We start from the raw sequence: 22,415 nt of genomic DNA on the forward strand, positions 1-22,415 counted from the left end.
CCTTTTTGAAACGTGATGTCATTCAGATTACGCATGATGGAGTCGATGTCACGCCGCTCGCTTAGTGAGACCTCATAGCCGCTCTGACCGTCAAACACATGGATACGGGACACATCCGACGGGGACGTCGTGATGACCCGCTGCGGGATATACGTCGTCGCGTACAGCAGCCCGAGTACGAGACAAGCGATTGCAAGGCGTTGGCGTTTCGTGTGTGGTTTCTTTAAAGGATTTTCCCACATGTTCAATCGTCAATCACATCTTCTCCGGCTTGCCGCAGTTTCTCTAGCGAGTCGCGCATATGCTCGATCACTTCGTCAGGATGTCGCTCCCAAGCACCGAGTTCGGCGACGACTTTGAGCGGGGCACTCGAGCGGTACGACCGTGTCGGGTTTCCTGAAAAGCGCTTGTCGGTCAGGTTCGGGTCGTTCTCGAAGTCACCGGTCGGTTCGATGAGATAAATGCGCTCACGAGCATCTCCGCTCGCCAGCTCGGCTCCCCATTTGGCGGCATCGAGCGTCGCCGTGAAGTAGATATAATTCGATTGCTTGTCTTGATAGTTTGAGTCGCGTCGGGGCTCAAGTACCTCCCCAAGCTTCAGTTCGACTTTTGTCCCGTGGAAGAACGGGCCCAGGTCGAGCGGTTTCGTTTCGTTCGTCATGTGGCATCTCTCCTTTGTTTCGTGTCTTCCCAGTATAGTGGTTGAAATTAGGAGAAGATAGTCTGTTTTTGGTTACGGAATCACGATACAATGAGGCTAGGAAGAGCGGATCGCTCTTCCCTTTTCCATATCTACAATTGTTTCCGGAACGAATAGCTGGTGATGGCGTAGCCCATCTTGTCCGTATAAAAGCGGTGCGCATCGGTCCGGGCGAGTCCAGACTCGAGCGCGACACATGTCGCCCCCTGATCACGGGCATACTCGTGGACGAAATCGAGCAACATCTCACCATATCCGCTTGAACGCTGGTTCGCACACGTGACGAGGTCGTAAATGAAGATGTGCTTCCCGAGATACAGGTTGACGCGTACCTCGATGCCGGCTAATGATACGATGTCGTCGTCCGCATATAATGCATGCAGCTCATACCCTTGTGGCCGCATCTTGGCGACGAGGTCTCGATACGACGCGAGGGTCAGGTCGGGCCGAAGCTGGTTCATGACAGCGAACGATTGGTCGAGTGCGAACGGCGTCTCGATCGGTTTGATCGAATAGATGGTCGATTGAATCGGAATCAGGCCTCCTTGACTTGAGGTGAGTGCTATCGTTCAGTTCGCTTTTATAATCCACTATTCCTGTTCGAACGTGGAAAACGAAATGAATCGAGAGGAGGGGAAACAATGAAGCATGCGTTGGTTATTGGCGGCAGTGGGATGCTAAGAGAGACGGTCCTTTGGTTAGCTGACGTTGGGTACCACGTGTCGGTGATCGGCAGGGATGAGGCGAAGATGGGGCAATTGATTCCTCGCCGCCCTGACCGCTTGTCGGCCATATATGTGGATTACCATGACAGCGTCCAAATGGCAGATTCGGTGCGACAAGCGATTGCCGAACGAGGGGCGATCGACCTCGTCGTCGCCTGGATTCATTCGGACGCGCCTGACGCCTTGCCATGTGTCTTGAGAGAAGTTAGACATGATGCACAGCTGTTCCACGTCCTCGGAAGTCGAGCCCATCTTGAGGACGTGAAGAGCCGTTTGGTGCTACCGGACAAACTCCGCTACCACCAAGTGCAGCTCGGTCACATTACCGAGCATGGCGCAAGACATTGGTTGACGCACGAGGAGATTGCCGGTGGCGTGATCATGGCGATTCAGGAGAACAAGTTGTGTCACATTGTAGGAGTTGTAGACTAACAAAACGAGTTATTCGTCATTTGATACAGCTAGGGATGTGGCAATATGGAAATTCTTATTGGTCAACCGAAGCTTGAACAACATCTAGAGCACTTCATCCACCGCAAGTGAGTGGAACGTGCGACTACATATAAAAAATCTTGAATGACCACTTGTACCCAGTGATGATCATTCAAGGTCTTATAGTCTTATACGTCTAGGCTAGTTGCTGATGCTTTAGAGAGGATTTGCTCAACGACCGCATTGCAATTCTCTCGGCTCACTTCATAAAACGTGTCCTCATACGTCAATCCAACGTGTTCGCCGCTCTGCAGTTCATATTGTTCAAGCAGCGGGCGGATACGGTCATGGACGACTTGTGCCGCCGCAGGTGACGTATACGGGAAAATGATGGCGAACGTATCGTGTGCGACCCGGTATTTTTGATCGGTTCGTCTTGTCGCCATGTGGAGCTCATCACTGAAGTAATTCATGAACCATTCATATTCGGTCCGTCCATAACGTTCCTCGAAATGCGTGAACTCGTGCAGCTGGATAAACGAGACCGCGAAGGATCCACCGTGGCGGATGAGACGGTCTCGTTCTGAGTTGACGTCCATCCGAAACCGTTCGGCGTTGTCGAGCCACGTCTCGGGATCGACGGCGATCAGTTGCCGGGCCCGTTCTTCTAGCTCATGTCGTGACAACTGGACCTTCTTCACGAGTTGATGAATGAGGCCGGACAAGATAGACATGGTGAGGAGGAGAGCTGTATAGCTAAGCCCTTTCCAGTTGAAAAATTGAACTTCTCCTTCTTGATAGATAGGAGCGAACCACAAGAAGTAGACAAACAAGAATGCCAGCAAGGCGACAGAAAACGTCAATCCTGCCCGCATCCCAAAGGCGAGAGAGGCAATGACGATGATTGGTAAGATGACTAATCCGATGACTCCGACGTCACTCATCAAGAGTAGAGACACGTATAGGATGGTGCCGATGATGAGGCAAGAGATGAGCCCGAATAGTTTAATTGATTCTTGAGTCCATTGATTCATGATCATTCCTCTTTCTGTGTTCGTGTTGTCCCCAATTTTACATGAAGTATCAAGTATAGACTATACAGTTCGTTTTTGAGTGAACAACAGAAGCAGACAGACGATATTTCGAAATGGAGCGAGTGTGTTATTCGGCAGTTTTTAGACTTGATTGAGACGTTTAGGGCAAACCTGCTTAAACACCCGGTGACGCAAAGCTTGTCCTCGGATGTTTTGTCGTTTATTCCACGAAGACGGTGAGTCCGTCGTGGATTAGCGTACCAATCTTCTCACCCAAGCAGATTCGCTTCATCGCGTCCGTCTCTTTAAAATCGAAGACGTGCACCGGGAGTTGATTGTCTCGAGCAAGTAAGAGCGCCGATTGATCCATCACTTTCAAGTCATGGCGCCACACATCGTTGTAGTGCAGCGACGCATATTGTTTTGCCTCGCTCGTTTGATTCGGGTCTTGGTTGTAGACTCCGGAGATCCCATTCTTGGCGACGAAGATGGCGTCACAATTCATCTCGATTGCGCGTTGCACGGCCGGATAATCGGTCGACACGAACGGCTGTCCGTTCCCACCTGCAAAAATGAGAACGTAACCTTTCTGCAGATGGTTGAGTGCCTTCAGACGAATATACGGTTCGGCCATACTCGGAATCGGCATGGCCGTCATCACGCGAACTTCACGATTTGTCTTACTTTTTAAGACGCCTCGCAACATCAAACTGTTGATGACGGTCCCGAGTGTACCGATGTTGTCTGCCTCGACACGGTCGATGCCCCATACGTCCGCCTGGTTACCACGAAAGATGTTGCCGCCACCAATCATGAGCGAGACGTTGATGCCGAGATCGACCAACGACAGGACTTCGACCGCAATCTGGTCTAGCTTATGTTGATCGAAATTCGAGTTATCCTCGCCCGCTATTGCGGCTCCGCTTAACTTGATCAAAACATTTTGATAGTTGTTCATCTAGACACTCCCTTTCTGAATCCAAATCTTCAAAATTGTATAGTGTTTTCAATTATTTAGCAATACTTTTCGCTAATGAATGCTGTAAAGTTGATGGAAGGGTACTGAGTGGTGAATACGGTTTTGAGGGAGGGGACAGATGAGAACATGGATCGGGGCTGCGGCGATTTGTTTTGATCATCAAAAAGTGTTGCTCGTGAGAAATAAGGATGTGTTGGGATGGAGCGTTCCTTCCGGCGGCTTGGAGACAGGGGAAACACTCGACGAATGCTGTATCCGAGAGGTAAAAGAAGAAACGGGCTATTCGGTAGACACGGTAAAGAAATTATTGGTGAAAGAAAAAGAAAGTGACGGCTATCAAATTCAAACTCACTATTATCTTGTCGGACTTACAGATACGTTGGCGTCGAGCCAGATTGATCAAGATATTTCAGCTGTGCAGTGGGTGTCGATTGATTCAATGCATACAATCAGTCACCTCTACCAAGAAGATGTTCAAATTATTTTGGATACGTATGAGCGATTTCAAAATAAACTTGAAATCTATAAAATAAAAGCGAGGTGACTGATGAAGCGATTCGTAAACGTGTTCGGGAAGGAACTTGAAGTGATGACAAAAGGTGAGCACGGGTTTCCGATTGTCATCTTAACTGGGATGGGGTGCGCATTTGACGAATGGCACGAGGTCTCGGAAAAATTGAGTAAGGCGAACCGAGTGATTCTATATCATCGACCAGGAATCGGAAGAAGTGAGCTGAACGAAGGCAAACGTAACACGGAAGCAACCGTACGAGAACTAAGGGAACTTTTGGACGTCTTACAAATTACTGAGCCCTTCGTTTTATTGGGACATTCATATGGCGGATTGTGTGCGCAGCATTTCGCAAAACGTTATCCAAATGATGTGGCTGCACTTATTCTCATCGATTCCACATCACATGACCTGGACAGACTCGACACGTTAGATTTACCTGTCATGAACGATTTATCTTCAGACGAAGATTGGCTGAAACAATGCCAGGATTATGCGGAACGAACCGAAACTGAATTGACCGAATTGATACAGCCAACGCTAGCACCGAACCAATCAAAGTTGCCAGTGGACGTCCAAGCCGAATTAAAGGGATTTGTCTGTCGACCAAACTTGTACAAAGCGATGCTGGCCGAAGTCGAGAGTTGGTATGACGATGCCCGTCTGATCAAACGATTAGGTAACCTGTCAACCACCCCTCTTTACGTGATTGGGCGCGACGCTGACTTCGAGGTAGACAGAGGGAAGGCGGACGGTCTGCCTGAATCAGAGTTACGAATTTTAGAAGGAACTTGGGGTCAACTCATTCGCGAACAGACGACTCTCTCTGCGGACAGCCGACTCGTGATTGCGGAGCAGGCGTCACACGCAATCCATTTAGAACGTCCAGACGTCATCATTTCGGTCGTGGAGGAATGCTTGTCTCGTTTGAAACCGAGTAGACAGTTTGAATAAGGACTTATTCAGTATAATTTGAGATTCAAATAAAAACCGGGTGATCGAGAAACAACTATCGATCACCCGGTTTTTCTATTCTAAATGTAAACGAAGTACGATTCTTGCAAACCCGTTTCATAAAATCTCACGATACTTTTTTTTCATCTGTGTTCATTACATACAGCGCACGTTTAGACCGTTCCCGGACAACGCGAATGGTGATGAAGCCGACGAGTAAGAAAGCGAGCGAGAAGGTGATATACGTCGAACGAATCCCGACATATTCAGCGAGTAGACCGATGCCGAACGTCAACCCGATAATCAAGATCGATTCCGCTACATTGATCACTCCGGAGAAACGGCCCATCAGGTCGGTCGGGACGTTGTTTTGATAAAACGTCAAGAAACCGGTGTTCGCGAACGACAGGGCAAACGTGAGCAAGAAGAATCCAACAGCTGCGAGCACGAACGATTCGGAGAAGGCGAAGACGAGATAGCCGACGGGTGTCATGATGGCACCGAAACTGATTAAGAACGGTAACGTCATCCGAGCACTGAACGTCGCATTGATAATGGAGCCGGCGATAATCCCGGCTCCGGCGAAACTGACGAGAAAGCCATAACGACTCTCCGAGAAGTCGAGCATTTGCGTCGCGAACGACGCCTCGAGCGAGTCGAGTCCAGACATAAAAATCGTCATGACGCAGAACAGACTGTAGACGAGCGTGACGTAACGCCGCGTCGACGCAAAACGGACGACTGCTTTCCAGTCCTCGATAATCATGCGAAGACTGAACACTCCGACTTCATCTTTCGGGGTGAATAATGTCGGCAGGAGGGACAAGATACCGACAGAAACGAGGAGCGCTGCTGCATTCAACTGAATGGCGAGCGTCGGTGTGCCGATCATGAACAGGATTCCGGCGATGGCCGGTCCTAAAATGAAGCCTGCCGACTGGACGAAGTTTTTCAAAGCGTTGAACCGTTGGCGGTCGCCGCTCGACACGAGCTTCGTCATATAGACGAGTGAAGCCGATTCAAAGATTGAACTCGCAACGTTCAACGCGAAGACGAGCACGTAGATGATTGCGAGCGAGTCGATGAAGGCGAGGCTGAACACGACTGCTGCGCGGAGTGTGTCAAGCATTATCATCAAGCGGCGCGTGTCGGCACGGTCAATGACCGTACCTGACCAAAAGTTCGCGCAAAGGGCCGCGAGCGGGACGAGGATGTATAACACAGACACGGCGAACGGTGACTGCGTCATGTCGAGGACGATCAAATTGAGGGCGATGAAATACACCCAAGCGCCCAAATTCGAGATGCCGACGCCGGTCAGTAAGAGTAGCGGATGTTTCCAAGTGTGCATACAGATCGTCCCCGTTCAAATAAGATTTTGAACAGTATGTCACAAAAATGATTGTCATGCTAGAAAAATCAAATATTTTCTTTTTAATGGTTTGTATACTTTTGAATGCGTTGCATTAATTTTGGTTGTTGAGTAATTCGATTTTAAATACGCTCGTCATCCCCGATCGATCTTTCATCAGGATGACTGAGATTAAATCCTCTTCAGACAAGTCAGAGAGTTGGATGATTTTATCCTGTCGATAGATGCTTACGTGCTCTTTCACAATTTCATATCGAATCGTGCCTTGATCAGTTGCGTCATCGAACGACATCTTTTGCACTTCAATGGCATCGTCTTCAACTTCTCGTACCTCAGCATAAAATGTTTCAATGTCAGACGGTGAAAGGACCCAGACATCTTGTTCATACGCTTTGTAGGCGTCGGTGTATCCTGCAACATAACTAATCAAGACACTCACGACTATAGTGACGATGAATAAGACAATCGCAAGTTTATCAGGCGGTGCGATGGCGGCACCTTGGCCTGAATTTGATTGTACAGCGTCAGTTCGACGTCGTTTGTACACTTTGATATAAATGGTGGTAGCAGTTGCGACCAGAACCAAAATGACAAACCCTGTGACTAAATAAATCGGGAACATCATAAACTATCCTGCTTTACATATGACGTTACGTAATGGGCGGCGATACATGAAGGAATGTCCTCGAGCGGTCCCGTCAACTTGATGACGTGGGGGAGATGATAAAACGTGCTCGTCGTCTCGAAGTCATCGAAACGATTTGCTGCGTCATGGATGAACAGTGGTACGTCCGCGCCGAGGGCGATCCCGAGTTCGACGTGGCTGCTCTTGCCCGCCGGTAGCAAGATGACGACAAAATCAGATGTACGAATCGCTTCGTATTCTTTGGCGCCGATGTCTCGCAAGTCCTCGATTGTCGCTGCTCGTTCATTCATGGTCCAATCGTATGTATGGGTGTGGCCTTGTTCGATGAAATGGTCCCGCAATTGCCGGACGTGATTGATGTTATAAAAACCGGACCCGATGTAAAACTTCATAAGTAGCCTCCTAAATCGTGTTCATGTTGTATGCGACGACTCGCCATAATAGAAATAGAAACGCGAGAGCATAGGCTGTAAGCAAGCCGATCCCGAAAGTAATGCCTTGTCGTCGCGTCCACTTTCGACTGTGGTATATGTGAAAGCTTAAACCGATGGCCGAAATGATGAGCAAGATGACTGTACCGCCTATCCAGACGAATTCAGCATGCGTCCAGTTCGGAGCGAGTAGAAAGTAGGGAATGGCAATCAGCAGGCTTGAAGATCCGATGAGTTGCGCTCTTGTCATAGCCGTTCGCGTGAAGCCGTGATTGCGACCTCGTGGATGATGAGTAACAGAATCGCGATGAAGAAAGTGATCAATGAGACGTATTCCGCTCCGACGTTCAAAAAGAAGTTGAGGCCGAACAACGGGGACACGAATAGAATGTAGAGCGGATATTGGATTGAAAATAAAGCGTCCAAAAGAAGGATGTCACGCATATATGTCTCGAAGCTGTTCAATGTGAAAACGGTGACACTCGCGAACAGGAGTGCCGTGATATATAGCTTGGCAACCTGGTTTCGTAATAAACAAGTTCCTAGTAGACAGAACAGGAGCGCGACCGAGGCTGCTGCATGCAGGGGACGAATCGTTGCGTCGGGGAAGGTGGCCGACGGGATAATGTTCACTATCAACGCGATGACATACACGACTGACAACGTCACGATGCATCTTTTATTAGTTTTCACGATCTGACTCCTTTCATGCGTCTTGCGCTAGTTTGACCAACACGAGTGTGGCTTCTTCTACGTCGAACGAGCTGTGCCACCGGACGTTTTGACGATCTAAAATCCGGTAATGGCCGCTGATCAAGTTTTGTTGCAACACATAATCTCCTTCTGTTGCGGTTTGCTTCCACCAGACACGACCACCGAGTGTCTTTGACTTCGGTTCGTACGAGACGTCTTTGGCGATCAGTCTGACGAACTCGACTGGGTCGTCCCCGATTTCGCTCAAAAGAATCTCGCTATCATTAAACAGGGCGCACAATGTGACGACCGTGCTCCAGTTGGCGATGGTCCGCTCTTTTTCGATTTGAATGAGCGTCTTTTTGGATAAGCCTAAGATGTCAGCCATCTCTTCTTGAGAATATTGTCGTTCAAGACGAACCGTTTTTACTTGTTTCGATACGAGTTGGATGAAATCCGATTTGTTCATCGAGCACCTCTTTGCTTGAAAGCATTAACCCTTTTCCAGGTGTTTTATTTACAATTAGTTACAAGTGTAATTTTACACTTAATGAGGTTGGTGTCAATGCAATTTCTCATTTCATGTATATAACTAGGTATCATTATTGCGATAAACTAGAGAAAGTTGGAGAGGAGAATGAGTATGACGAAAGAACAGTTGATGGCGCTGTTGCCGACTTCCGAGATAGAAATTAAACTTGAGGATACAGAAGGGCTAAAGCGTTTCGCATTTTTAAATGAACGCGATCGCTTCGACGAGGTTCAATTAGAGGTTTTCGACGAGGAAGAACCGTGGCCAAACCATCTCCCCATCATCGGGTATGAAGACTTCCTCGGTGACCTCGTCTGTGTCGACTTGAAGACGAACGAAGTCGTCATTGTCGACCATGAGACAGGTGAACGTGTCGAACAAATCGTGCCTTCGTTTGAAGATTGGCTACGTTCAGCCGATGGCGACTCACCATGACATGTGAAGACGTGCTGAAATCCCTCCTGACCGAAGAGCGTCCCGTCAGCATTACGACATTTTCGGGTGAGCGGTTTCATGCGACGCTGCTCACTTTCGAGGATGCTTCGCGTCTTACGTTCTCTCGGCTCGGGCAACGACTCGGATATGACGCTTCTGGTGACTGGCTCGTCTATGGACGGGATGAGACGCTCTCTTTATGGAATGAGACGACTGATCAAATCAAGTCGATTCGGACGCCGATTGAGATGGTGCTCGACATTGTGCCGACGAATCACCGGCTGATCGAGCTCTTCAAGCAGGTGAACCGTGGCGAGTTGACGCCAGACGAGCTCCCGAGGCGCCGAATCCCACCTTTACGAGAGGATCTTGTCGATTGGTTATCCGCTGTCCGTACAGGCGCGCTGACGTTAGAAAACGTCTCCGACTTGGCCGCACATGCATTATGGCGGACGGAAGACATGCACCTTGATGCGCGCGTGATGGCCGGATTGGCGTTTTTGCACGGAGTCGATTTTCAAACGGAGCCCGGTGTGTATCTGTATGGGGAAGAAGAGCTCGGTTGGTGGCTACGATACCTTCGATAATTTCGATAATTTCGATAATTTCGAAATATGATGAGAACTTAAGTACTGACTTTATAGTTAGCGATCGTTCGATTGTTTGTTCGATAACTTCTTGAGTATGGATAAATTAAATTGTAAAATATAGTTAATGCTATAAAAATCAAGAAAAAGGAGAACTTTATATGTCTAACTCTTTAACGCAATTAACTTGGACTTTTAATTCTGAGTGTGAAGTCCCACAAGATGTTTCGGATTTACTTATTTCAGGAGAAAACCCGGTCGCAGCTTATAAAACTATTCGTGATGTTGCAATTTTCACAAACAAACGACTTATTTTACGTGACGCACAAGGGCTTAGCGGAAAGAAAGTGGAAATTTATTCACTTCCATATCATTCGATTAATATGTACTCGACAGAAAATGCTGGTGGAATGTTTGATTTAAACTCAGAGGTTCAGCTTTTTACAAAAGCGGGTACAATCAAAATCAATTTAAACAAAAAAGTGGATATTCGAAAATTTGATCGTTTAATAGCGGAAGCGATTTTATGATTAATTTCAGCTGAGGTAGTTTGCCTCAGTTTTTTAATTCATTTGAGAAATAGTGCTTAGAGCGTTAATCGTACCAAGTATAAAGTCATATCGTTTATCTATTGCAAGAATGAGCGCACGGTGAAAAACGTATGTATGATGATAACGATATAAATCAACATAAGAGTTAAATAAAGGCGAGGGTTGTCGTTCTTTTTGAAGTAGCGAATCGTGTATTCAGAGATGATTACGCTACATACAGGCGCAATCGCCAAGGTCATCATGAATGGCAAGAAGAGAAGATGATCAAAAGCTACCAAATCAAGGAGTGCACTGTCCCTTTCAATAAGTTTCACTTCAACTTTGAAATAAGATGTATTTAAAATGCAGTTCCAGGCTAAAAACGAGATAATTCCTATCAATCTTGTTCGCATAACACGACTCCCATTAAACCAAATTTTAGATAATGATTACATAAATTATATGATAGGTTAAAAGTATAAACAAATTTATTATTGGTTCGTTGATGCGTTCATTCATCCATCAAATATTTAGAGCAGGGGTGAAATATGCGGTAACTATCTTATTCCAAGAACTTATCGGTTAAGATACGAATCGAGGTTTGCTTTATTGAAAGAACCATCGGGCGAAGATGTGCAACATTTCGAACGAATCTTGATGGGAGTCACTTCAAATCGGAGGGAATCACGTGGAGCTGCATTTGCCTAAGCGAATAAATCCGTTTTTCTGGTCGATGTTTCCGTTTGTTTTTGGGCTGGTCGGTTATTATCAAATTTTTATCAGTTGGGAGATTCCACAGTTTGGTTTTCGTGAGCTTGAAGACGTCTGGCGATTGGCTTTCATCCTATTTACGAGTGCCTGCGAGGCTGCCTGGATCATTGTCATTTTATGGATTGGGATTCAGTTGCTGAAAAAATGGTTTGAGTCAGCCAAACAAAAAGGAGTGAAACGCGATGACGATGAGCGGATCACATAACCGGTTACTTGATGCCGACTTGTGGAGCGGGACACTCATCACGCTGCATCAAGCAGACGACGCTGCCGTCGTGACGTGGCGAGGCGAAGAAATCAAACTCGCACTCGCATTGACAGATCCGTTCATTCGCGTGATGGATGAAACCACATTTGTGCTTGTCGACTTCACACGCGATAACTTGCGACCAAACGCCTGGGTCGTTCGAGCGGACGGTTCCATCGAGACAAGTTTTCACGCCGGTACGTTTATCGCGTCCATCGTCGTCGATGAGTCGGGTATTTGGGTCGGCTATGGAGATGAGGGAATCTTTGGCGAGGGGATATCGACCGAGGCGCTCGTCTGTTTCTCAAGAAGCGGGTACGTCTTGTTTCGCTATAACCACGACACGCGTAAAGCCCCGATTATCGTCGACTGTGAGTTGATGATCACGACTGCCTCTGGCGTGTGGCTTTGTCCGTCCATTTGGTATGCCTTGATTCATCTCCATCGTGACGGTCGACTCGTCACATACCGGACGCCGAAGATGCTCCATGACAGCGAGGCGATGACGATTGAGGGCGAGACCGCGTATTTCGTGAAAGAGGGCGTACTGTATCGCTGGGCGTTCGGTCTGCGGGAGAAAGCGGTCGAATGTGGACAGCTTTCAGGAAAACTACGAGGCGCCCACGATAACGAAGGTGCCGGTTTTCTTCAAATCGAAGGGACGGATGTCACGTTCGTTTGTGTATGAATGGTACTTTTACCCGATTAAAGACGAGCGGTTTTTCAACAAGACATGGGACGACATCATCCGGGCGAACACGAATTGACGTGACGGGTTGTTGTTATTTCAACGCGTGAGCTTCCACTCGCATGCCAAGTGGAAGAATGGGCGAGCTATCCTCTGATTGAGTTGCCGTTTGAATTGTTATGCGGACTGGTCGATCGATTTGGAAGGGGTGGAGTCCATCCTGAGGCAATCATCGATTATATAGAAAATGATATAGGTTTATGATATTTCACATACCGCAAACGTTCATGTATTTCAAAAAAAGTGGACACGATGATAAGTCGCTTCACGCATAAACACAACCATCCGCTTGCCGTCGAAAGGCTTCAAGACATCCCAAAGGAGAGAAGCGGAGAGCTTGCCCAGGCCATTCACCGAGGAGAACGGTAGAAAGCTTAGCCGAGGACTTGACTGAGCGTATGAACAGTATAGCGTTCGTTCGCTTCAAAAAGATGCCGCAACAGGTGGACGTGCGCCAATCCGTATAACATCACGATGCGGTCTCCTGTTTTAGCATCACGTGTCACGTGGTCATAGATTCGATGATTTCGGTAATTCCAATAGGATTCGACCCAGTGTGCACCAGTCGGACCAGTGGCGGCGATGTCCATATAAGCTTGATGCATGAAACGTGTAACCTCTTCTTGATTGATGTAGGTATAGAAATCGTTGATTGAATGTTGATGGAAAACTGTCTCCACGTTTTGCATGAGTGCGCGTTGTGTTGCGATAATCGCCTGCATCTCGACCGGATGCGTGTCTATCACGTCACCGAGGCTGACACCGTCGACCGTCTCGTTCCAATCAACGGCTCGAACGAAAGGTAAGCCGCACGTCTTGGCGAGCCGGAATCCAATTTGTTCACGTTCATCTTCAGTTGCAGCGAGCGGATCTGCCACATACGCTTGATAACGTTGATTCAACGAATGCTGATCAGTTTTCGCGACTTCGAGACAGACGGTGGTCGGCTCGAACCGAGCTAGTACACGGATAAAGTCGTCGATCTCTTGTTGACGTTTTGCGCCAAGAATATCGGTCGTCCCCGGCATGATCACATCACCGTTGTTCGGCATGTTCAGATGCGTTGTTCCGACGATTAATAGTTCGATCATGTTAACATCTCACTCCCTATCAAACATAATATATAGTTTCCTTTTACGGATTATTGAATAAAAGGTTTCACTGCAAAATTCACGAACAGGAGAGCCGATTGAATCGAGACGACCTATGTGTATTTCGTTCGGTAAACGGAGAACAATCCATTCATCAAGCGACATGGACGATGCTTATCCGAACCAGACTTTTTTTGAAAACTGTATGGACAATGCGCTAAAACCAATGCTTCAATGAGAAGAAGAATGGGCGTCTATACCGATGAAGGAGGGTTTGATGTGAAACAACTTGAAGTAGCTACATACCACATGACAATTGACGCACCAATCGACCATGTTTTCTCCTGCCTCGCAGAAGATGAACATATCGTCAAATGGAACGACCATTTGATTGAAAACATTTATGAGGATGGGGACGCGTCACTCGTGACGGGGAAACGGTTCATCTCGGTCCAACAGTTCGAGAAGAAAGAGATTCGGGTCGTATCCGAATTGACGTATGTGAATCGCCCTTATGAGTGTGAAGTGCTGGCGATGACGAATCAGGGAATATCGACGTCTACTTATGTGCTGACCGAGACCCCGAATGGGACGGACGTAATAATTCGCCTCACACTCATCCCATCATCATGGCTGTACTCCTTGTACGTGAAAGGCTTTGCTTGGGCGATTCGGCTCATTTACGACGATCAGTTCAAACAATTTCGGATCTATACGGAAGCGAGCGCACCGAAGCAGCCTTCCGTTCAGGGGGCGGAGTGACAATGATTCGACCTATTATTCCGACGCTGCGTGAGCCGGTGCGTGACGTCTTTATCGCTGAGTAGGGATCACCTCAAATGGTCATCTCGACCGGGACGTATGACTGCGCTACGCTCGACGGTTTCGTCGCGATGGAAGAAGCGACAATCATCGGGCTGATCACGTATGTCATTAGAGAAGAGGAACTTGAAATCATCTCGCTCGATAGCTTACGAGAAAACGGCGGCATCGGGTCGTCACTACTCGATGAAGTGGAGCGCTTGGCCCGGCTTCATCGACTCAAGCGTATGTCGCTCATCACGACGAACGATAACTTACGAGCGCTCGCTTTTTATCAAAAGCGGGGTTGGCGCCTCGCAGGCATCATCCCTGGTGCGGTTGATGCGGCCCGCCTACAAAAACCGTCGATTCCAATGATCGGCGAGCACGGCATCCCGCTCCATGACGAGATCATCCTACGCAAAGCCATCACCAACTAAAGAAACGAGGTACATCCTTATGATTCGATTCGGTATCATCGGTACGAACTTTATCACCCATTCATTTTTAGAAGCCGTCCACGAAGTCGAAGGTGCGACCGTTGCGGCCGTCTATTCACGGACAGCGGAGCGGGCGACCGATTTCGCAAAAGAGTATGGGATCGTCCATACGTTCACATCGCTTGACGATATGGCGACGAGCGACGTCATCGACGCAGTCTATATCGCAAGCCCGAACTCGCTCCATGCCGAGCAGGGCATCTTGTTCATGCGACATGGCAAACACGTCCTCTGCGAGAAACCGTTCGCCTCGAACGTCGACGAGGTCAAATTGATGCTCGAGACGGCGCGCGAGCACGACGTCGTCCTCCTTGAGGCGCTCCGCAACCTATTCATGCCGAACTTCCAAATATTGCGTCAAGCGCTGCCTCGCGTCGGTCCCGTCCGACGTGTCATCTTGAACAAATCGCAATACTCGTCACGCTACGATTTGTATAAGCGCGGGGACAACCCGAATACGTTCAATCCTGCCTTCTCGAACGGTTCGCTCATGGACCTCGGCGTCTATTGCCTCGGTCCCGCCTTGAAACTGTTCGGTCGACCGGACGCCGTGCAAGCGAACGCCGTCAAACTCGAGTCGGGCGTCGACGGGAGCGGTTCGGCCATCTTGTCGTATGACGGCATGGACATTATCGTGCTCCATTCGAAGATTCACGGCACGGACGCACCGTCTGAAATCATCGGGGAAGCGGGCCGCATCGTCATCGACGATATCGCCTCACTCGACCGCTTGACGTTCGAAGGCCGCGACGGGACGACCGTCGAACTCGCCACGGAACAGACGACACACATGAAGTACGAGATTGAAGCGTTCGTGCTTATGATTCTAGCAGGCGAGAGGGAGACCGAGATCCACTCATTTGACGACATGCAGTTGCTTGCTGACGTCATGACCGATATCCGGCGCCGCATCGACGTCCGTTATCCGGCAGATGTATAAAAACAAGCCTCGAGCGCGCGCTCGAGGCTTGTTTTATGATTCTTTATTGAGATACAAATGGCGGATAAACAAACCTAGTGCGACCGTCATGATGACGGCCGGGATCAGGCCGACGAGCAGTAATGAACCCATGCGTTCAATCCTTTCTGAGCGCATCGAGGCGCTGTTTCATGTCATCGAACGACTGCCCGTCCGTCAGTACGCTCAGCTCACCGGCGACGAGGTCGTTCACTTCACGGTTCCAAGCAGTGCTGAGCGTCGTCTCGAGCAATTGTAAGTGCGAAGCGGTCCGTTCGGCTTGAGCGGCACCGACTGCTTCGAGCTGTTCCCGGACGGCGGCTTTTAAGCGCGCGCTCAAGTCGTCGCGCAGCTTCGTCCGACCGTCGGCTTCGAAGAATTGATTCGCGTTCTTATAGTGCTTCAACACGGGACGGAACGGGTCCGCTTCGAACGTGACCGGATCGACGGCGTCGCGGAGCCAGTCGATGTCGATGTCTTCTTCGTATGATAACGTCGGCAAGACGGGGCGCAGTTTGAGCGTCTCACGCTCGATCAACCGGTCTGTCTCTTGCTTCAAGAAGCGCTCGAGCCGATATTGGAACACTTGCAGCTCTTGGTGAATGTCATACGCATACTTGTCGAGCGTGCGTGTCAGGGCGCGCTCGAGACTCGCCTTCGAGCCGTCGACTTCGACCGGATGGAACGTCTCCTTGACGAAGTCCGAGAGCCGGAAGAGGGAGCGCGTCTCGAGGTGGGCGAGCAGTTCGTTCACTTCGCGCGTGAACGGGTCGACGAGCGTCGTGACGCTTAATCGGTTGTCGGACTCACGCAACTGTTCGAGTTGTGTGCGATGTGTTTCTTTAACAGTCGCATCGGCTTCGGCTTCGCGTAAGACGTCTTCGAACGCGGCGACGAGAGCGCTCGTCTCGTCTTTGATGCGGACGGCGTTCGCTTGGCGCAGGTCATGGTCGACGAACTGCTCGAGCTTGGCCGAGAAGCGGTCGAAACCATTGTCTCTGCCTTGGATGGCGTTCCGGCTTGAGATCGGCAGGACGGTCGGATTGCGGACGCCGAGCTTCGTCAACTGGTTCGACACGTAATCGGTCACGGCATCGCGTTCCGCGTCATCGGTCGCCAAATCGGACGCGTTGACGAGGAAGAACATGTCATGGCCGCCCGTCCCTTGGACCCGCCCGAGCTGGATGACGAGCTCGCGGTCGGCCTCGGTGAAGGCATGGTTGTAGTACGTCACGAACAGGACGGCGTCGGCGTCGCGCATATAGCCGAACTGTACCTCGCTGTGGCGGTTGAACTGGGAGTCGGCGCCCGGCGTGTCGACGAAGATGATACCGCGCTCGGCCCAAGGGGAGTCGACATATAGCTCGATCTCCTTGACGATGCAACTCTTCTCTTCCTCGGTGACGAACGAGCAGAACGTGTCGTAGTCGACCGACTGCTCACTGCCGAGATAGGACAGGGGAGCGTTCTTGACGGCGTTGACGAACGGGTGGTCGATGCTGAGCGCTTCAAGCGAAGCGCCGTAGCCGTTCAGTTCCGCCTCGAGCTCGTCGCGTGTCTTGAACGTGATCGAGGCGCTCTTATGGGCTAGACCGTTCGGGGGCACGATCTTTGTGATCGAGGCCGTCAACGGGTTCGGCGACGTCGGGAGCACCGTTTCGCCGAGCAACGCGTTCAGCGTCGACGACTTTCCGGACGAGAACGCACCAAAGATGGCGAGCGTGTAACGCTCGGACTCGGCCCGGGCCAACTTATGACGCAACGACTTCACGCGTGACTTGAATAACGGATGTTTCTCTAATATTTCACATACCGCATATTCATAAGAAAAATCAAATGAAAAAGCAACGATATCATCGCCCAAAAGCAAGGTCGACGCAACTTCTTGTTGCTGGTGTTCGACTTGTTTTTTCGGTAACTGGCCGGCCTCTACGTAATGGCGGGTCTCGAGGTCGCCCAACCGGTCTTCCGAGATGTCACGTGTGGCGTAAGTAGAGAGCAGCGCTTGCTTTTCAGCAAGCCGGCGTTGAAGCGCCAGCGTATCGAGCATGTCATATAAGTCGTCTTGCTCGGCCTTGATTTGGTCGATCCGTTTTTTTCCTTCAGCCTCGAGATACGTCTCGACCGAGGTGACCCACGGGTCGGACACTTTCGTCACCCAAGCGGCGAGGGCAGACTCGATGTCACGGCTGAACTGGAGGACCGTGTCGCCACTGAGTGACGCCCCGGCCTTCACTTGCTCGCTGATGAGCGTCTTCGGTGCGGACGGCAATGTGTCGGGACGAGACAAGATCGCTTCTGGCAGTTTCAAGTCACGGACGATGTCCTCGGCGTATTTGATCAAGTGAGGCCGCAAGTTCGTATCAATCAATCGGTTGAACTCTTTGGCGGCGACATCTTCACGCCGCACACGTTCCTGGCGCGTCTTTTCTTTTGAGAAGAACAGGCCGACTTTGAACTCAGGTGCACAACTCTCCAGATAATCCCGCAGCAGTTCACGGAACTCATAGTTCATGATCGGCGCACTGGCGACGATCGGGGACTGGTGTTTAAAGAACTCACGACGGAACGACTGCAGCCACGTCGATTTCTTCTCGAGTCGCTGGAGCCGGGATTGGATCTCCGCCGTCTGCTTCTCGACGACCGGAAGCTGTTCGAGCGCTGTCTCGATTGACCGCACAGACCGGTCGAGCAACGTGTCGACGAGGAGATTTGCTCGCGCCTCACTCTGCTCTCGGGCGGTCTCGATGACGGCTTGGACGTGGGTCCTGAGCCGAACGACCTCGTTCTCCGGGTGGTCGAGCTCACGGAGCGAGATGTAGAACATATCGTCCGGATTGATGGCATGACGCATAAACGCCGTCTCGAGCGAGCGTTTGAACGCGTCAAACGGAAGTTCCGTCTCATCGTGCTTGTCGATCTGATTGATGATGATCGAGTAGGGGCGGGCTTCGGCGCTGAACTGTTTCATCAACTGGATGTTCTGCTCCGATTGGACGTGATTGTAGTCCATCATGAAGAACAAATGGTCGGCGAGGAAGAGCGACCGTTCCGTCGCTTGGCGGTGACGCTCATCGGTCGAGTCGATACCTGGTGTGTCCATCAAGACGACATCACTTCCGAACGGGAAGCGCGGCAGGGCGTATTCGACTTCTTTGATCTCTTCGATTTTGCAGTAGTCACCTAAATGTTCGAGCTCATCGGTCCCGAGTCCGATCCAGTCCGTGTCATTGATGGCGACCGAGGCACTTGCGTCACCGTTACGGAGCGTGACGATGTTCGCGCTCGTCGGGATCGGGCTCGTCGGTAATACCCCGTCGCCGAGCCAGTTGTTGAGCAGCGTCGATTTACCGGCCGAGAAGTGACCGCAGACGGCGATCCAGATCTCGTCACGCGTCACTTTCCGGAGTGCGGTCCGGGCGAGCCGGGCCGACTCGGTCTCGTCTTCTGTTTCAAATACGTCGGTCAATTGCGCCAGGCGCATGCGTTGTTCGTTCATAATCCCCATCCCCTAATCATGATTCCGTCGTGATCCCGACGCGGTGTCTGATGTATGTTCTGTCTTTCCAGGCGCGAAGCACGAGCTCGGCGACGTCATCCCGTGAGATCGGGCCTGAGTTCAACGTGCCCAACACGTCGGCCGTGATGACAATCTCACCGACAGATTCGCCTTCGATCAATTGCGTCGGACAGACGATCGTGTAGTCGAGGTCGGAGGCTTCGAACAGCTCATAGGCTCGGGCGTGGTCCTCGGCTGCGGTCGTCATCGAGCGTTTCGACTCACGCGTCTCGAAGCGATAGTTGTCCGAGTCGTGTGCCCGTAAGATGCCGGCTGTGCCGACGATCAAGATGCGTTTGAGTCCTGCCTGTTGCATCGCCGCGATGACGAGCGGGGTGAAGTGCGACAAGACGTTTTGTTTGTCGGTGCCGAGTGCTGACATGACGACGTCAGCACGTTGTATCGTTTCAATGACGGCTTCCTGGTCGGTGGCGTCGCCGATGATGACGTCAAGACCGTCCCTCGGTTGAAGCGGTCGTCTCGTTAATAGGCGGACGTGATGTCCGTCCTCCAGTAATCGTTCAAGCATCCGCATCCCCGTGCGGCCGCTTCCTCCAAATAAAGCAATGGTTGACAAGTAAACCCCTCCCCATCAAGATTAAAGAAAATATCCAACGCCATCATACCACGGAAGCGCTCTCGAATCGGGCAAAATGACCTGACTTCGACCGGTTCGAAGGGCAAATGTTTCACGCACGCCGAAGTCGGCTAAAAAAATTGCATGACGTGTACAAAGGGGGAAGACACTCCGGTGTCGAGAACGCATGAGATTTGGAGCTAGAACGATCAAAACCGGGATTTCTGTCGCCCTGGTGTTACTTATTGCCGAAGCGTTTCAATTTGAACAAATCGTCGTCCCGGCACTCGCGGCCTCACTCGCCTTACTGCCGTCGGTGTATCAGACGGGTGTCCGGCTTTTAGAGGAGATGAAAGGGAACTTGATCGGTGCCTTACTGGCCGTGTTCTCGTTGATGCTGACACCGAACCCGACACCGATCGCAATCGGCGTCGTCATCATCATCGCCATCTCGATCCTGCTCTTCTTGAACCTCGAGTCGACGACGCGGACCGTCATCTTGACGACGATCTTGATCATGGAAGGGGCGAGCCAGTCCGACTTGTCGATTTGGATGTTCGCCGGCGAACGTTACTTGCTCATCATGATGGGGATCACCGTCGCGCTGCTCGTCAACGCGTTATTGTTCCCGCCGCGCTATGAACGGAAGCTCGAAGATGAGATCACGACCGTCTTTCAAATGGCGGTCCGGATCGCTCGCTTGTTCTCCGAGACGGAAGGCGGCCGCTCGTCGTTCGAATCGCTCGACGAGACGAAAAAGAAACATCGCGGTTCGAAGACGACGTATGATTACTTCGAAGAAGAGATCAAAGCCAACCGCTGGCTCGAGAAGAAGACGCCGATCTACCGTCGGGCCGTCCTCAAGTCGAAGATGATCGACACGAACAGTGCCGCCATCCACGTGCTCGACAAGTTGTACGACGATTATTTGACGGTCGAACATCTGCCGCCACAACTCGAAGAAGAACTGTTGCGCCATATGCGGCACTTGCTGCGTCGGCATGAGCGTTTGTTCTCGGCGTATGAACTCGAGAACGAACACATCATCGACCGCGAGGAAGACTTGATCCACGAGAACTTCGACTTCGCCAAGCTGATGATCGAGAAGATGCGCGACGAAGAGGAAGAACTCATCTTGACCGTCGTCCCGCTCGTCGCGGCGATGACGAACTGGGTCAAGGCGATGAACGAACTCGAACGCTACCTCATCACCGAGATGAAGAAGCATAGCGACAACTTGAAAGTGGAACCGCGCAAGAAGTGGTTCTTTGAAGACTAAAAACCGCTCTCGTGAACTGAAACAAAAAAGTTAGACACTAAATAATTTGTCAGGCGACTTCGAGAACCTGGGTCCGGTATTCCACCGGGCTCAGTTTTTTTGTCGTTTTTTGATGCGGCGATGATAGTAGGAGTCGACATAACGCTCGATCTCTTGTTTGAAATGAGTCATGTCATAAAGAAAGCGTTAGTGAAGTTACAGATGTACCATAATCAGCTGGTTGAACTGCTTTTTGAATAAAAAAAGCATCAGCTAACTTGGCTTTTAAAAAGTCAGTTAGTTGATGCAATTTTTATGAGCTGAGCTTGTTTATTTTTTATTTTCGTCACGTAAGGGGAGAACCGGGTTGAACCCATGTAATGATCTTGTTCCGATAGACTGGAGAGTAACGCGAGGATACTTTTAAGCTGCTTCGCCCCTTCTTGGATGCTCAAGTGGTTGACATGCCCCTTTTGATCTAATCGGTTCACAAACAGCTCGACTTTCCCGCCGCTTTCAATCAATTCCCGACTGACCAATGCCGTATCCTCTATCAGTTCCTCAAACTTATGATGTAGGCCGATCCCGTTCGAAGCTGACAAATCGAGGTACACCGTGAACATATCTTGATTGACCGGCTGGTACAGTTTCGTTTGCAAGGTGGACTTCTTCGCCGTCGCATACCAATCGATTTGTCTGGACGGTTCATCCTCATAGGGCTTCGAGGAGATTTGTAATAACCGATCTTTAATTGGAGAATATTTAGAGACGCGCTCACCAAGCTTCAGGTGTGACCGGATACGTTGCGCATGAGTACTTGAAATCGATGGATAGACCGTCCAACGTAAAGGGGGAGCCAAATAGAGTGTCAACGTCCCTAACGATAGAGGCAAGCTAATCGTGATGGAGATTTCAGCTACTTCGATGGGTCCCCTTCGATTACCTGTAAGTTCGAAGACGAAATCAGACGGCAGCTCGTCCAATTCGATGATGGATTCCGTATGCCCCTCTAAGTTCACGACATAATGTCCATCCTTCGGCGTACGTATATATGTTTTCGTGCTCATTTCGTTTAACAGGTGCACGTTCGTCAGGTCGAGGGTGAACTTACACCTGTCGCCCTTGAACAGAATCGAGTCGTACTGCCTCCAGGTGACATCCATTTGTGCAGTAATCCGTTTCGTGTAACGCTCGATATAAACACTTGCCGCCAAAAAAACAGCGAGAACGAATGAAAGGATCGAGAGGTACGGCACGAACAATAAAATGAGAATCACTGAAAACAAGACGATTTGGATGCGCTTCTCAAGCAAGAAAAATACATTGGTCGAGATGTTCATCGGA

At 50.1% G+C, this 22,415-nt stretch carries 26 protein-coding genes and 1 pseudogene; 12 read left to right on the top strand and 15 right to left on the bottom strand.

Translation table 11 applies throughout. The features are described from left to right. The 3 genes and pseudogenes from A6395_RS00790 to A6395_RS00800 form a co-directional block, all read right to left on the bottom strand. Positions 1–242 (bottom strand): annotated as a pseudogene (locus tag A6395_RS00790) (hypothetical protein); the annotation flags it as partial. A 2-nt stretch (positions 243–244) separates the two neighbouring features. After that, entirely contained in the window at positions 245–661 is a 417-nt protein-coding gene (gene arr, locus A6395_RS00795) for an NAD(+)--rifampin ADP-ribosyltransferase (RefSeq protein WP_071397474.1), read from the bottom strand. Positions 662–792: 131 nt separating this feature from the next. Beyond that, entirely contained in the window at positions 793–1,161 is a 369-nt protein-coding gene (locus tag A6395_RS00800) for a GNAT family N-acetyltransferase (protein ID WP_084812883.1), read from the bottom strand. A 180-nt stretch (positions 1,162–1,341) separates the two neighbouring features. Between A6395_RS00800 and A6395_RS00805 the strand changes: the two genes are divergently transcribed. Beyond that, the gene (locus tag A6395_RS00805; protein ID WP_071397476.1) at positions 1,342–1,857 is read left to right on the top strand and encodes a Rossmann-fold NAD(P)-binding domain-containing protein; all 516 of its coding nucleotides are present in this window, start codon (positions 1,342–1,344) and stop codon (positions 1,855–1,857) included. 188 nt (positions 1,858–2,045) lie between these two features. Here A6395_RS00805 and A6395_RS00810 read toward each other — a convergent pair whose 3' ends face one another. Both A6395_RS00810 and pyrH read right to left on the bottom strand, forming a co-directional pair. After that, positions 2,046–2,891 (bottom strand): GGDEF domain-containing protein, encoded by an 846-nt coding sequence (locus A6395_RS00810; protein ID WP_071397477.1) that lies wholly within the window; start codon positions 2,889–2,891, stop codon positions 2,046–2,048. Between the two features lie 220 nt (positions 2,892–3,111). Continuing rightward, a complete protein-coding gene (pyrH, locus tag A6395_RS00815) occupies positions 3,112–3,849 on the bottom strand; it encodes a UMP kinase (RefSeq protein WP_071397478.1) in 738 nt (245 codons plus the stop codon). A 139-nt stretch (positions 3,850–3,988) separates the two neighbouring features. Here pyrH and A6395_RS00820 point away from each other — a divergent pair, with 139 nt between their 5' ends. Continuing rightward, the gene (locus A6395_RS00820) at positions 3,989–4,414 is read left to right on the top strand and encodes an NUDIX hydrolase (RefSeq protein ID WP_071397479.1); all 426 of its coding nucleotides are present in this window, start codon (positions 3,989–3,991) and stop codon (positions 4,412–4,414) included. A 3-nt stretch (positions 4,415–4,417) separates the two neighbouring features. After that, entirely contained in the window at positions 4,418–5,335 is a 918-nt protein-coding gene (locus tag A6395_RS00825; RefSeq protein ID WP_071397480.1) for an alpha/beta fold hydrolase, read from the top strand. A gap of 127 nt (positions 5,336–5,462) precedes the next feature. On the opposite strand, the gene A6395_RS00830 is transcribed toward A6395_RS00825, so the two are convergent. The 6 genes from A6395_RS00830 to A6395_RS00855 all read right to left on the bottom strand — a co-directional run bounded on the left by A6395_RS00830 (position 5,463) and on the right by A6395_RS00855 (position 8,946). Continuing rightward, positions 5,463–6,686, bottom strand: coding sequence for an MFS transporter (locus A6395_RS00830; RefSeq protein WP_071397481.1), 1,224 nt, complete (start codon positions 6,684–6,686; stop codon positions 5,463–5,465). A 115-nt stretch (positions 6,687–6,801) separates the two neighbouring features. Then, complete coding sequence (locus A6395_RS00835; protein WP_071397482.1) at positions 6,802–7,332, bottom strand: hypothetical protein; 531 nt, start codon at positions 7,330–7,332, stop codon at positions 6,802–6,804. Beyond that, entirely contained in the window at positions 7,329–7,745 is a 417-nt protein-coding gene (locus A6395_RS00840; RefSeq protein ID WP_070327285.1) for a group-specific protein, read from the bottom strand. The genes A6395_RS00835 and A6395_RS00840 overlap by 4 nt, the downstream gene beginning before the upstream one ends. A gap of 10 nt (positions 7,746–7,755) precedes the next feature. Then, on the bottom strand, positions 7,756–8,034 hold the full coding sequence (locus tag A6395_RS00845; RefSeq protein ID WP_071397483.1) for a hypothetical protein: 279 nt from the start codon (positions 8,032–8,034) through the stop codon (positions 7,756–7,758). After that, complete coding sequence (locus A6395_RS00850) at positions 8,031–8,477, bottom strand: hypothetical protein (protein WP_131489768.1); 447 nt, start codon at positions 8,475–8,477, stop codon at positions 8,031–8,033. The genes A6395_RS00845 and A6395_RS00850 overlap by 4 nt, the downstream gene beginning before the upstream one ends. A 13-nt stretch (positions 8,478–8,490) precedes the next feature. Next, complete coding sequence (locus A6395_RS00855; RefSeq protein ID WP_070327282.1) at positions 8,491–8,946, bottom strand: helix-turn-helix transcriptional regulator; 456 nt, start codon at positions 8,944–8,946, stop codon at positions 8,491–8,493. Between the two features lie 174 nt (positions 8,947–9,120). On the opposite strand from A6395_RS00855, the gene A6395_RS00860 reads away from it, so the two are divergent. The 5 genes from A6395_RS00860 (at position 9,121) to A6395_RS00885 (ending at position 12,267) form a co-directional block, all read left to right on the top strand. Further along, on the top strand, positions 9,121–9,444 hold the full coding sequence (locus tag A6395_RS00860) for an SMI1/KNR4 family protein (protein WP_071397485.1): 324 nt from the start codon (positions 9,121–9,123) through the stop codon (positions 9,442–9,444). An 11-nt stretch (positions 9,445–9,455) separates the two neighbouring features. Further along, entirely contained in the window at positions 9,456–10,031 is a 576-nt protein-coding gene (locus A6395_RS00865) for a hypothetical protein (protein ID WP_141737210.1), read from the top strand. Between the two features lie 161 nt (positions 10,032–10,192). After that, the gene (locus A6395_RS00870) at positions 10,193–10,561 is read left to right on the top strand and encodes a PH domain-containing protein (protein WP_070327279.1); all 369 of its coding nucleotides are present in this window, start codon (positions 10,193–10,195) and stop codon (positions 10,559–10,561) included. Between the two features lie 688 nt (positions 10,562–11,249). After that, entirely contained in the window at positions 11,250–11,537 is a 288-nt protein-coding gene (locus tag A6395_RS00880; protein WP_071397486.1) for a hypothetical protein, read from the top strand. Beyond that, positions 11,521–12,267 carry a hypothetical protein gene (locus tag A6395_RS00885; protein ID WP_159429435.1) on the top strand — a complete coding sequence of 249 codons (747 nt, stop codon included), beginning with the start codon at positions 11,521–11,523 and terminating at the stop codon, positions 12,265–12,267. The genes A6395_RS00880 and A6395_RS00885 overlap by 17 nt, the downstream gene beginning before the upstream one ends. A 434-nt stretch (positions 12,268–12,701) precedes the next feature. Here A6395_RS00885 and A6395_RS00890 read toward each other — a convergent pair whose 3' ends face one another. Further along, positions 12,702–13,418, bottom strand: coding sequence for a DUF5694 domain-containing protein (locus A6395_RS00890; protein ID WP_071397488.1), 717 nt, complete (start codon positions 13,416–13,418; stop codon positions 12,702–12,704). A 279-nt stretch (positions 13,419–13,697) separates the two neighbouring features. Between A6395_RS00890 and A6395_RS00895 the strand changes: the two genes are divergently transcribed. The 3 genes from A6395_RS00895 (at position 13,698) to A6395_RS00905 (ending at position 15,659) form a co-directional block, all read left to right on the top strand. After that, the gene (locus tag A6395_RS00895) at positions 13,698–14,180 is read left to right on the top strand and encodes an SRPBCC family protein (RefSeq protein ID WP_149038957.1); all 483 of its coding nucleotides are present in this window, start codon (positions 13,698–13,700) and stop codon (positions 14,178–14,180) included. A 77-nt stretch (positions 14,181–14,257) separates the two neighbouring features. Next, a complete protein-coding gene (locus tag A6395_RS00900) occupies positions 14,258–14,659 on the top strand; it encodes a GNAT family N-acetyltransferase (RefSeq protein ID WP_252100491.1) in 402 nt (133 codons plus the stop codon). A 19-nt stretch (positions 14,660–14,678) separates the two neighbouring features. Then, positions 14,679–15,659, top strand: coding sequence for a Gfo/Idh/MocA family protein (locus A6395_RS00905; RefSeq protein WP_071397490.1), 981 nt, complete (start codon positions 14,679–14,681; stop codon positions 15,657–15,659). A gap of 136 nt (positions 15,660–15,795) precedes the next feature. On the opposite strand, the gene A6395_RS00910 is transcribed toward A6395_RS00905, so the two are convergent. Both A6395_RS00910 and A6395_RS00915 read right to left on the bottom strand, forming a co-directional pair. Continuing rightward, positions 15,796–19,176, bottom strand: coding sequence for a dynamin family protein (locus A6395_RS00910; protein ID WP_252100492.1), 3,381 nt, complete (start codon positions 19,174–19,176; stop codon positions 15,796–15,798). 16 nt (positions 19,177–19,192) lie between these two features. Continuing rightward, a complete protein-coding gene (locus A6395_RS00915; protein WP_084812885.1) occupies positions 19,193–19,813 on the bottom strand; it encodes an NAD(P)-dependent oxidoreductase in 621 nt (206 codons plus the stop codon). 187 nt (positions 19,814–20,000) lie between these two features. Between A6395_RS00915 and A6395_RS00920 the strand changes: the two genes are divergently transcribed. Next, positions 20,001–21,092, top strand: a complete 1,092-nt coding sequence (locus A6395_RS00920) for an FUSC family protein (protein ID WP_071397493.1) — start codon at positions 20,001–20,003, stop codon at positions 21,090–21,092. Between the two features lie 272 nt (positions 21,093–21,364). Here A6395_RS00920 and A6395_RS00925 read toward each other — a convergent pair whose 3' ends face one another. Then, positions 21,365–22,411, bottom strand: coding sequence for a DUF58 domain-containing protein (locus A6395_RS00925; RefSeq protein ID WP_159429436.1), 1,047 nt, complete (start codon positions 22,409–22,411; stop codon positions 21,365–21,367). Positions 22,412–22,415 lie beyond the last annotated feature (4 nt).

This window comes from Exiguobacterium sp. SH31 (genome assembly GCF_001816105.1).
In the GTDB taxonomy this organism is placed as follows: domain Bacteria; phylum Bacillota; class Bacilli; order Exiguobacteriales; family Exiguobacteriaceae; genus Exiguobacterium; species Exiguobacterium aurantiacum_A.

What these genes read in the sequence shown, in the direction of transcription:
- A6395_RS00830 (WP_071397481.1), bottom strand. Translation starts at nt 6,686, where the DNA reads ATGCACACTTGGAAACATCCGCTACTCTTACTGACCGGCGTCGGCATC.
- A6395_RS00840 (WP_070327285.1), bottom strand. Translation starts at nt 7,745, where the DNA reads ATGAAGTTTTACATCGGGTCCGGTTTTTATAACATCAATCACGTCCGG.
- A6395_RS00820 (WP_071397479.1), top strand. Translation starts at nt 3,989, where the DNA reads ATGAGAACATGGATCGGGGCTGCGGCGATTTGTTTTGATCATCAAAAA.
- A6395_RS00805 (WP_071397476.1), top strand. Translation starts at nt 1,342, where the DNA reads ATGAAGCATGCGTTGGTTATTGGCGGCAGTGGGATGCTAAGAGAGACG.
- A6395_RS00835 (WP_071397482.1), bottom strand. Translation starts at nt 7,332, where the DNA reads ATGATGTTCCCGATTTATTTAGTCACAGGGTTTGTCATTTTGGTTCTG.
- A6395_RS00810 (WP_071397477.1), bottom strand. Translation starts at nt 2,891, where the DNA reads ATGAATCAATGGACTCAAGAATCAATTAAACTATTCGGGCTCATCTCT.
- A6395_RS00845 (WP_071397483.1), bottom strand. Translation starts at nt 8,034, where the DNA reads ATGACAAGAGCGCAACTCATCGGATCTTCAAGCCTGCTGATTGCCATT.
- A6395_RS00900 (WP_252100491.1), top strand. Translation starts at nt 14,258, where the DNA reads ATGGTCATCTCGACCGGGACGTATGACTGCGCTACGCTCGACGGTTTC.
- A6395_RS00920 (WP_071397493.1), top strand. Translation starts at nt 20,001, where the DNA reads ATGAGATTTGGAGCTAGAACGATCAAAACCGGGATTTCTGTCGCCCTG.
- A6395_RS00855 (WP_070327282.1), bottom strand. Translation starts at nt 8,946, where the DNA reads ATGAACAAATCGGATTTCATCCAACTCGTATCGAAACAAGTAAAAACG.
- arr (WP_071397474.1), bottom strand. Translation starts at nt 661, where the DNA reads ATGACGAACGAAACGAAACCGCTCGACCTGGGCCCGTTCTTCCACGGG.
- A6395_RS00870 (WP_070327279.1), top strand. Translation starts at nt 10,193, where the DNA reads ATGTCTAACTCTTTAACGCAATTAACTTGGACTTTTAATTCTGAGTGT.
- A6395_RS00905 (WP_071397490.1), top strand. Translation starts at nt 14,679, where the DNA reads ATGATTCGATTCGGTATCATCGGTACGAACTTTATCACCCATTCATTT.
- A6395_RS00925 (WP_159429436.1), bottom strand. Translation starts at nt 22,411, where the DNA reads ATGAACATCTCGACCAATGTATTTTTCTTGCTTGAGAAGCGCATCCAA.
- A6395_RS00825 (WP_071397480.1), top strand. Translation starts at nt 4,418, where the DNA reads ATGAAGCGATTCGTAAACGTGTTCGGGAAGGAACTTGAAGTGATGACA.
- A6395_RS00885 (WP_159429435.1), top strand. Translation starts at nt 11,521, where the DNA reads ATGAGCGGATCACATAACCGGTTACTTGATGCCGACTTGTGGAGCGGG.
- A6395_RS00910 (WP_252100492.1), bottom strand. Translation starts at nt 19,176, where the DNA reads ATGAACGAACAACGCATGCGCCTGGCGCAATTGACCGACGTATTTGAA.
- A6395_RS00860 (WP_071397485.1), top strand. Translation starts at nt 9,121, where the DNA reads ATGACGAAAGAACAGTTGATGGCGCTGTTGCCGACTTCCGAGATAGAA.
- pyrH (WP_071397478.1), bottom strand. Translation starts at nt 3,849, where the DNA reads ATGAACAACTATCAAAATGTTTTGATCAAGTTAAGCGGAGCCGCAATA.
- A6395_RS00890 (WP_071397488.1), bottom strand. Translation starts at nt 13,418, where the DNA reads ATGATCGAACTATTAATCGTCGGAACAACGCATCTGAACATGCCGAAC.
- A6395_RS00800 (WP_084812883.1), bottom strand. Translation starts at nt 1,161, where the DNA reads ATGAACCAGCTTCGGCCCGACCTGACCCTCGCGTCGTATCGAGACCTC.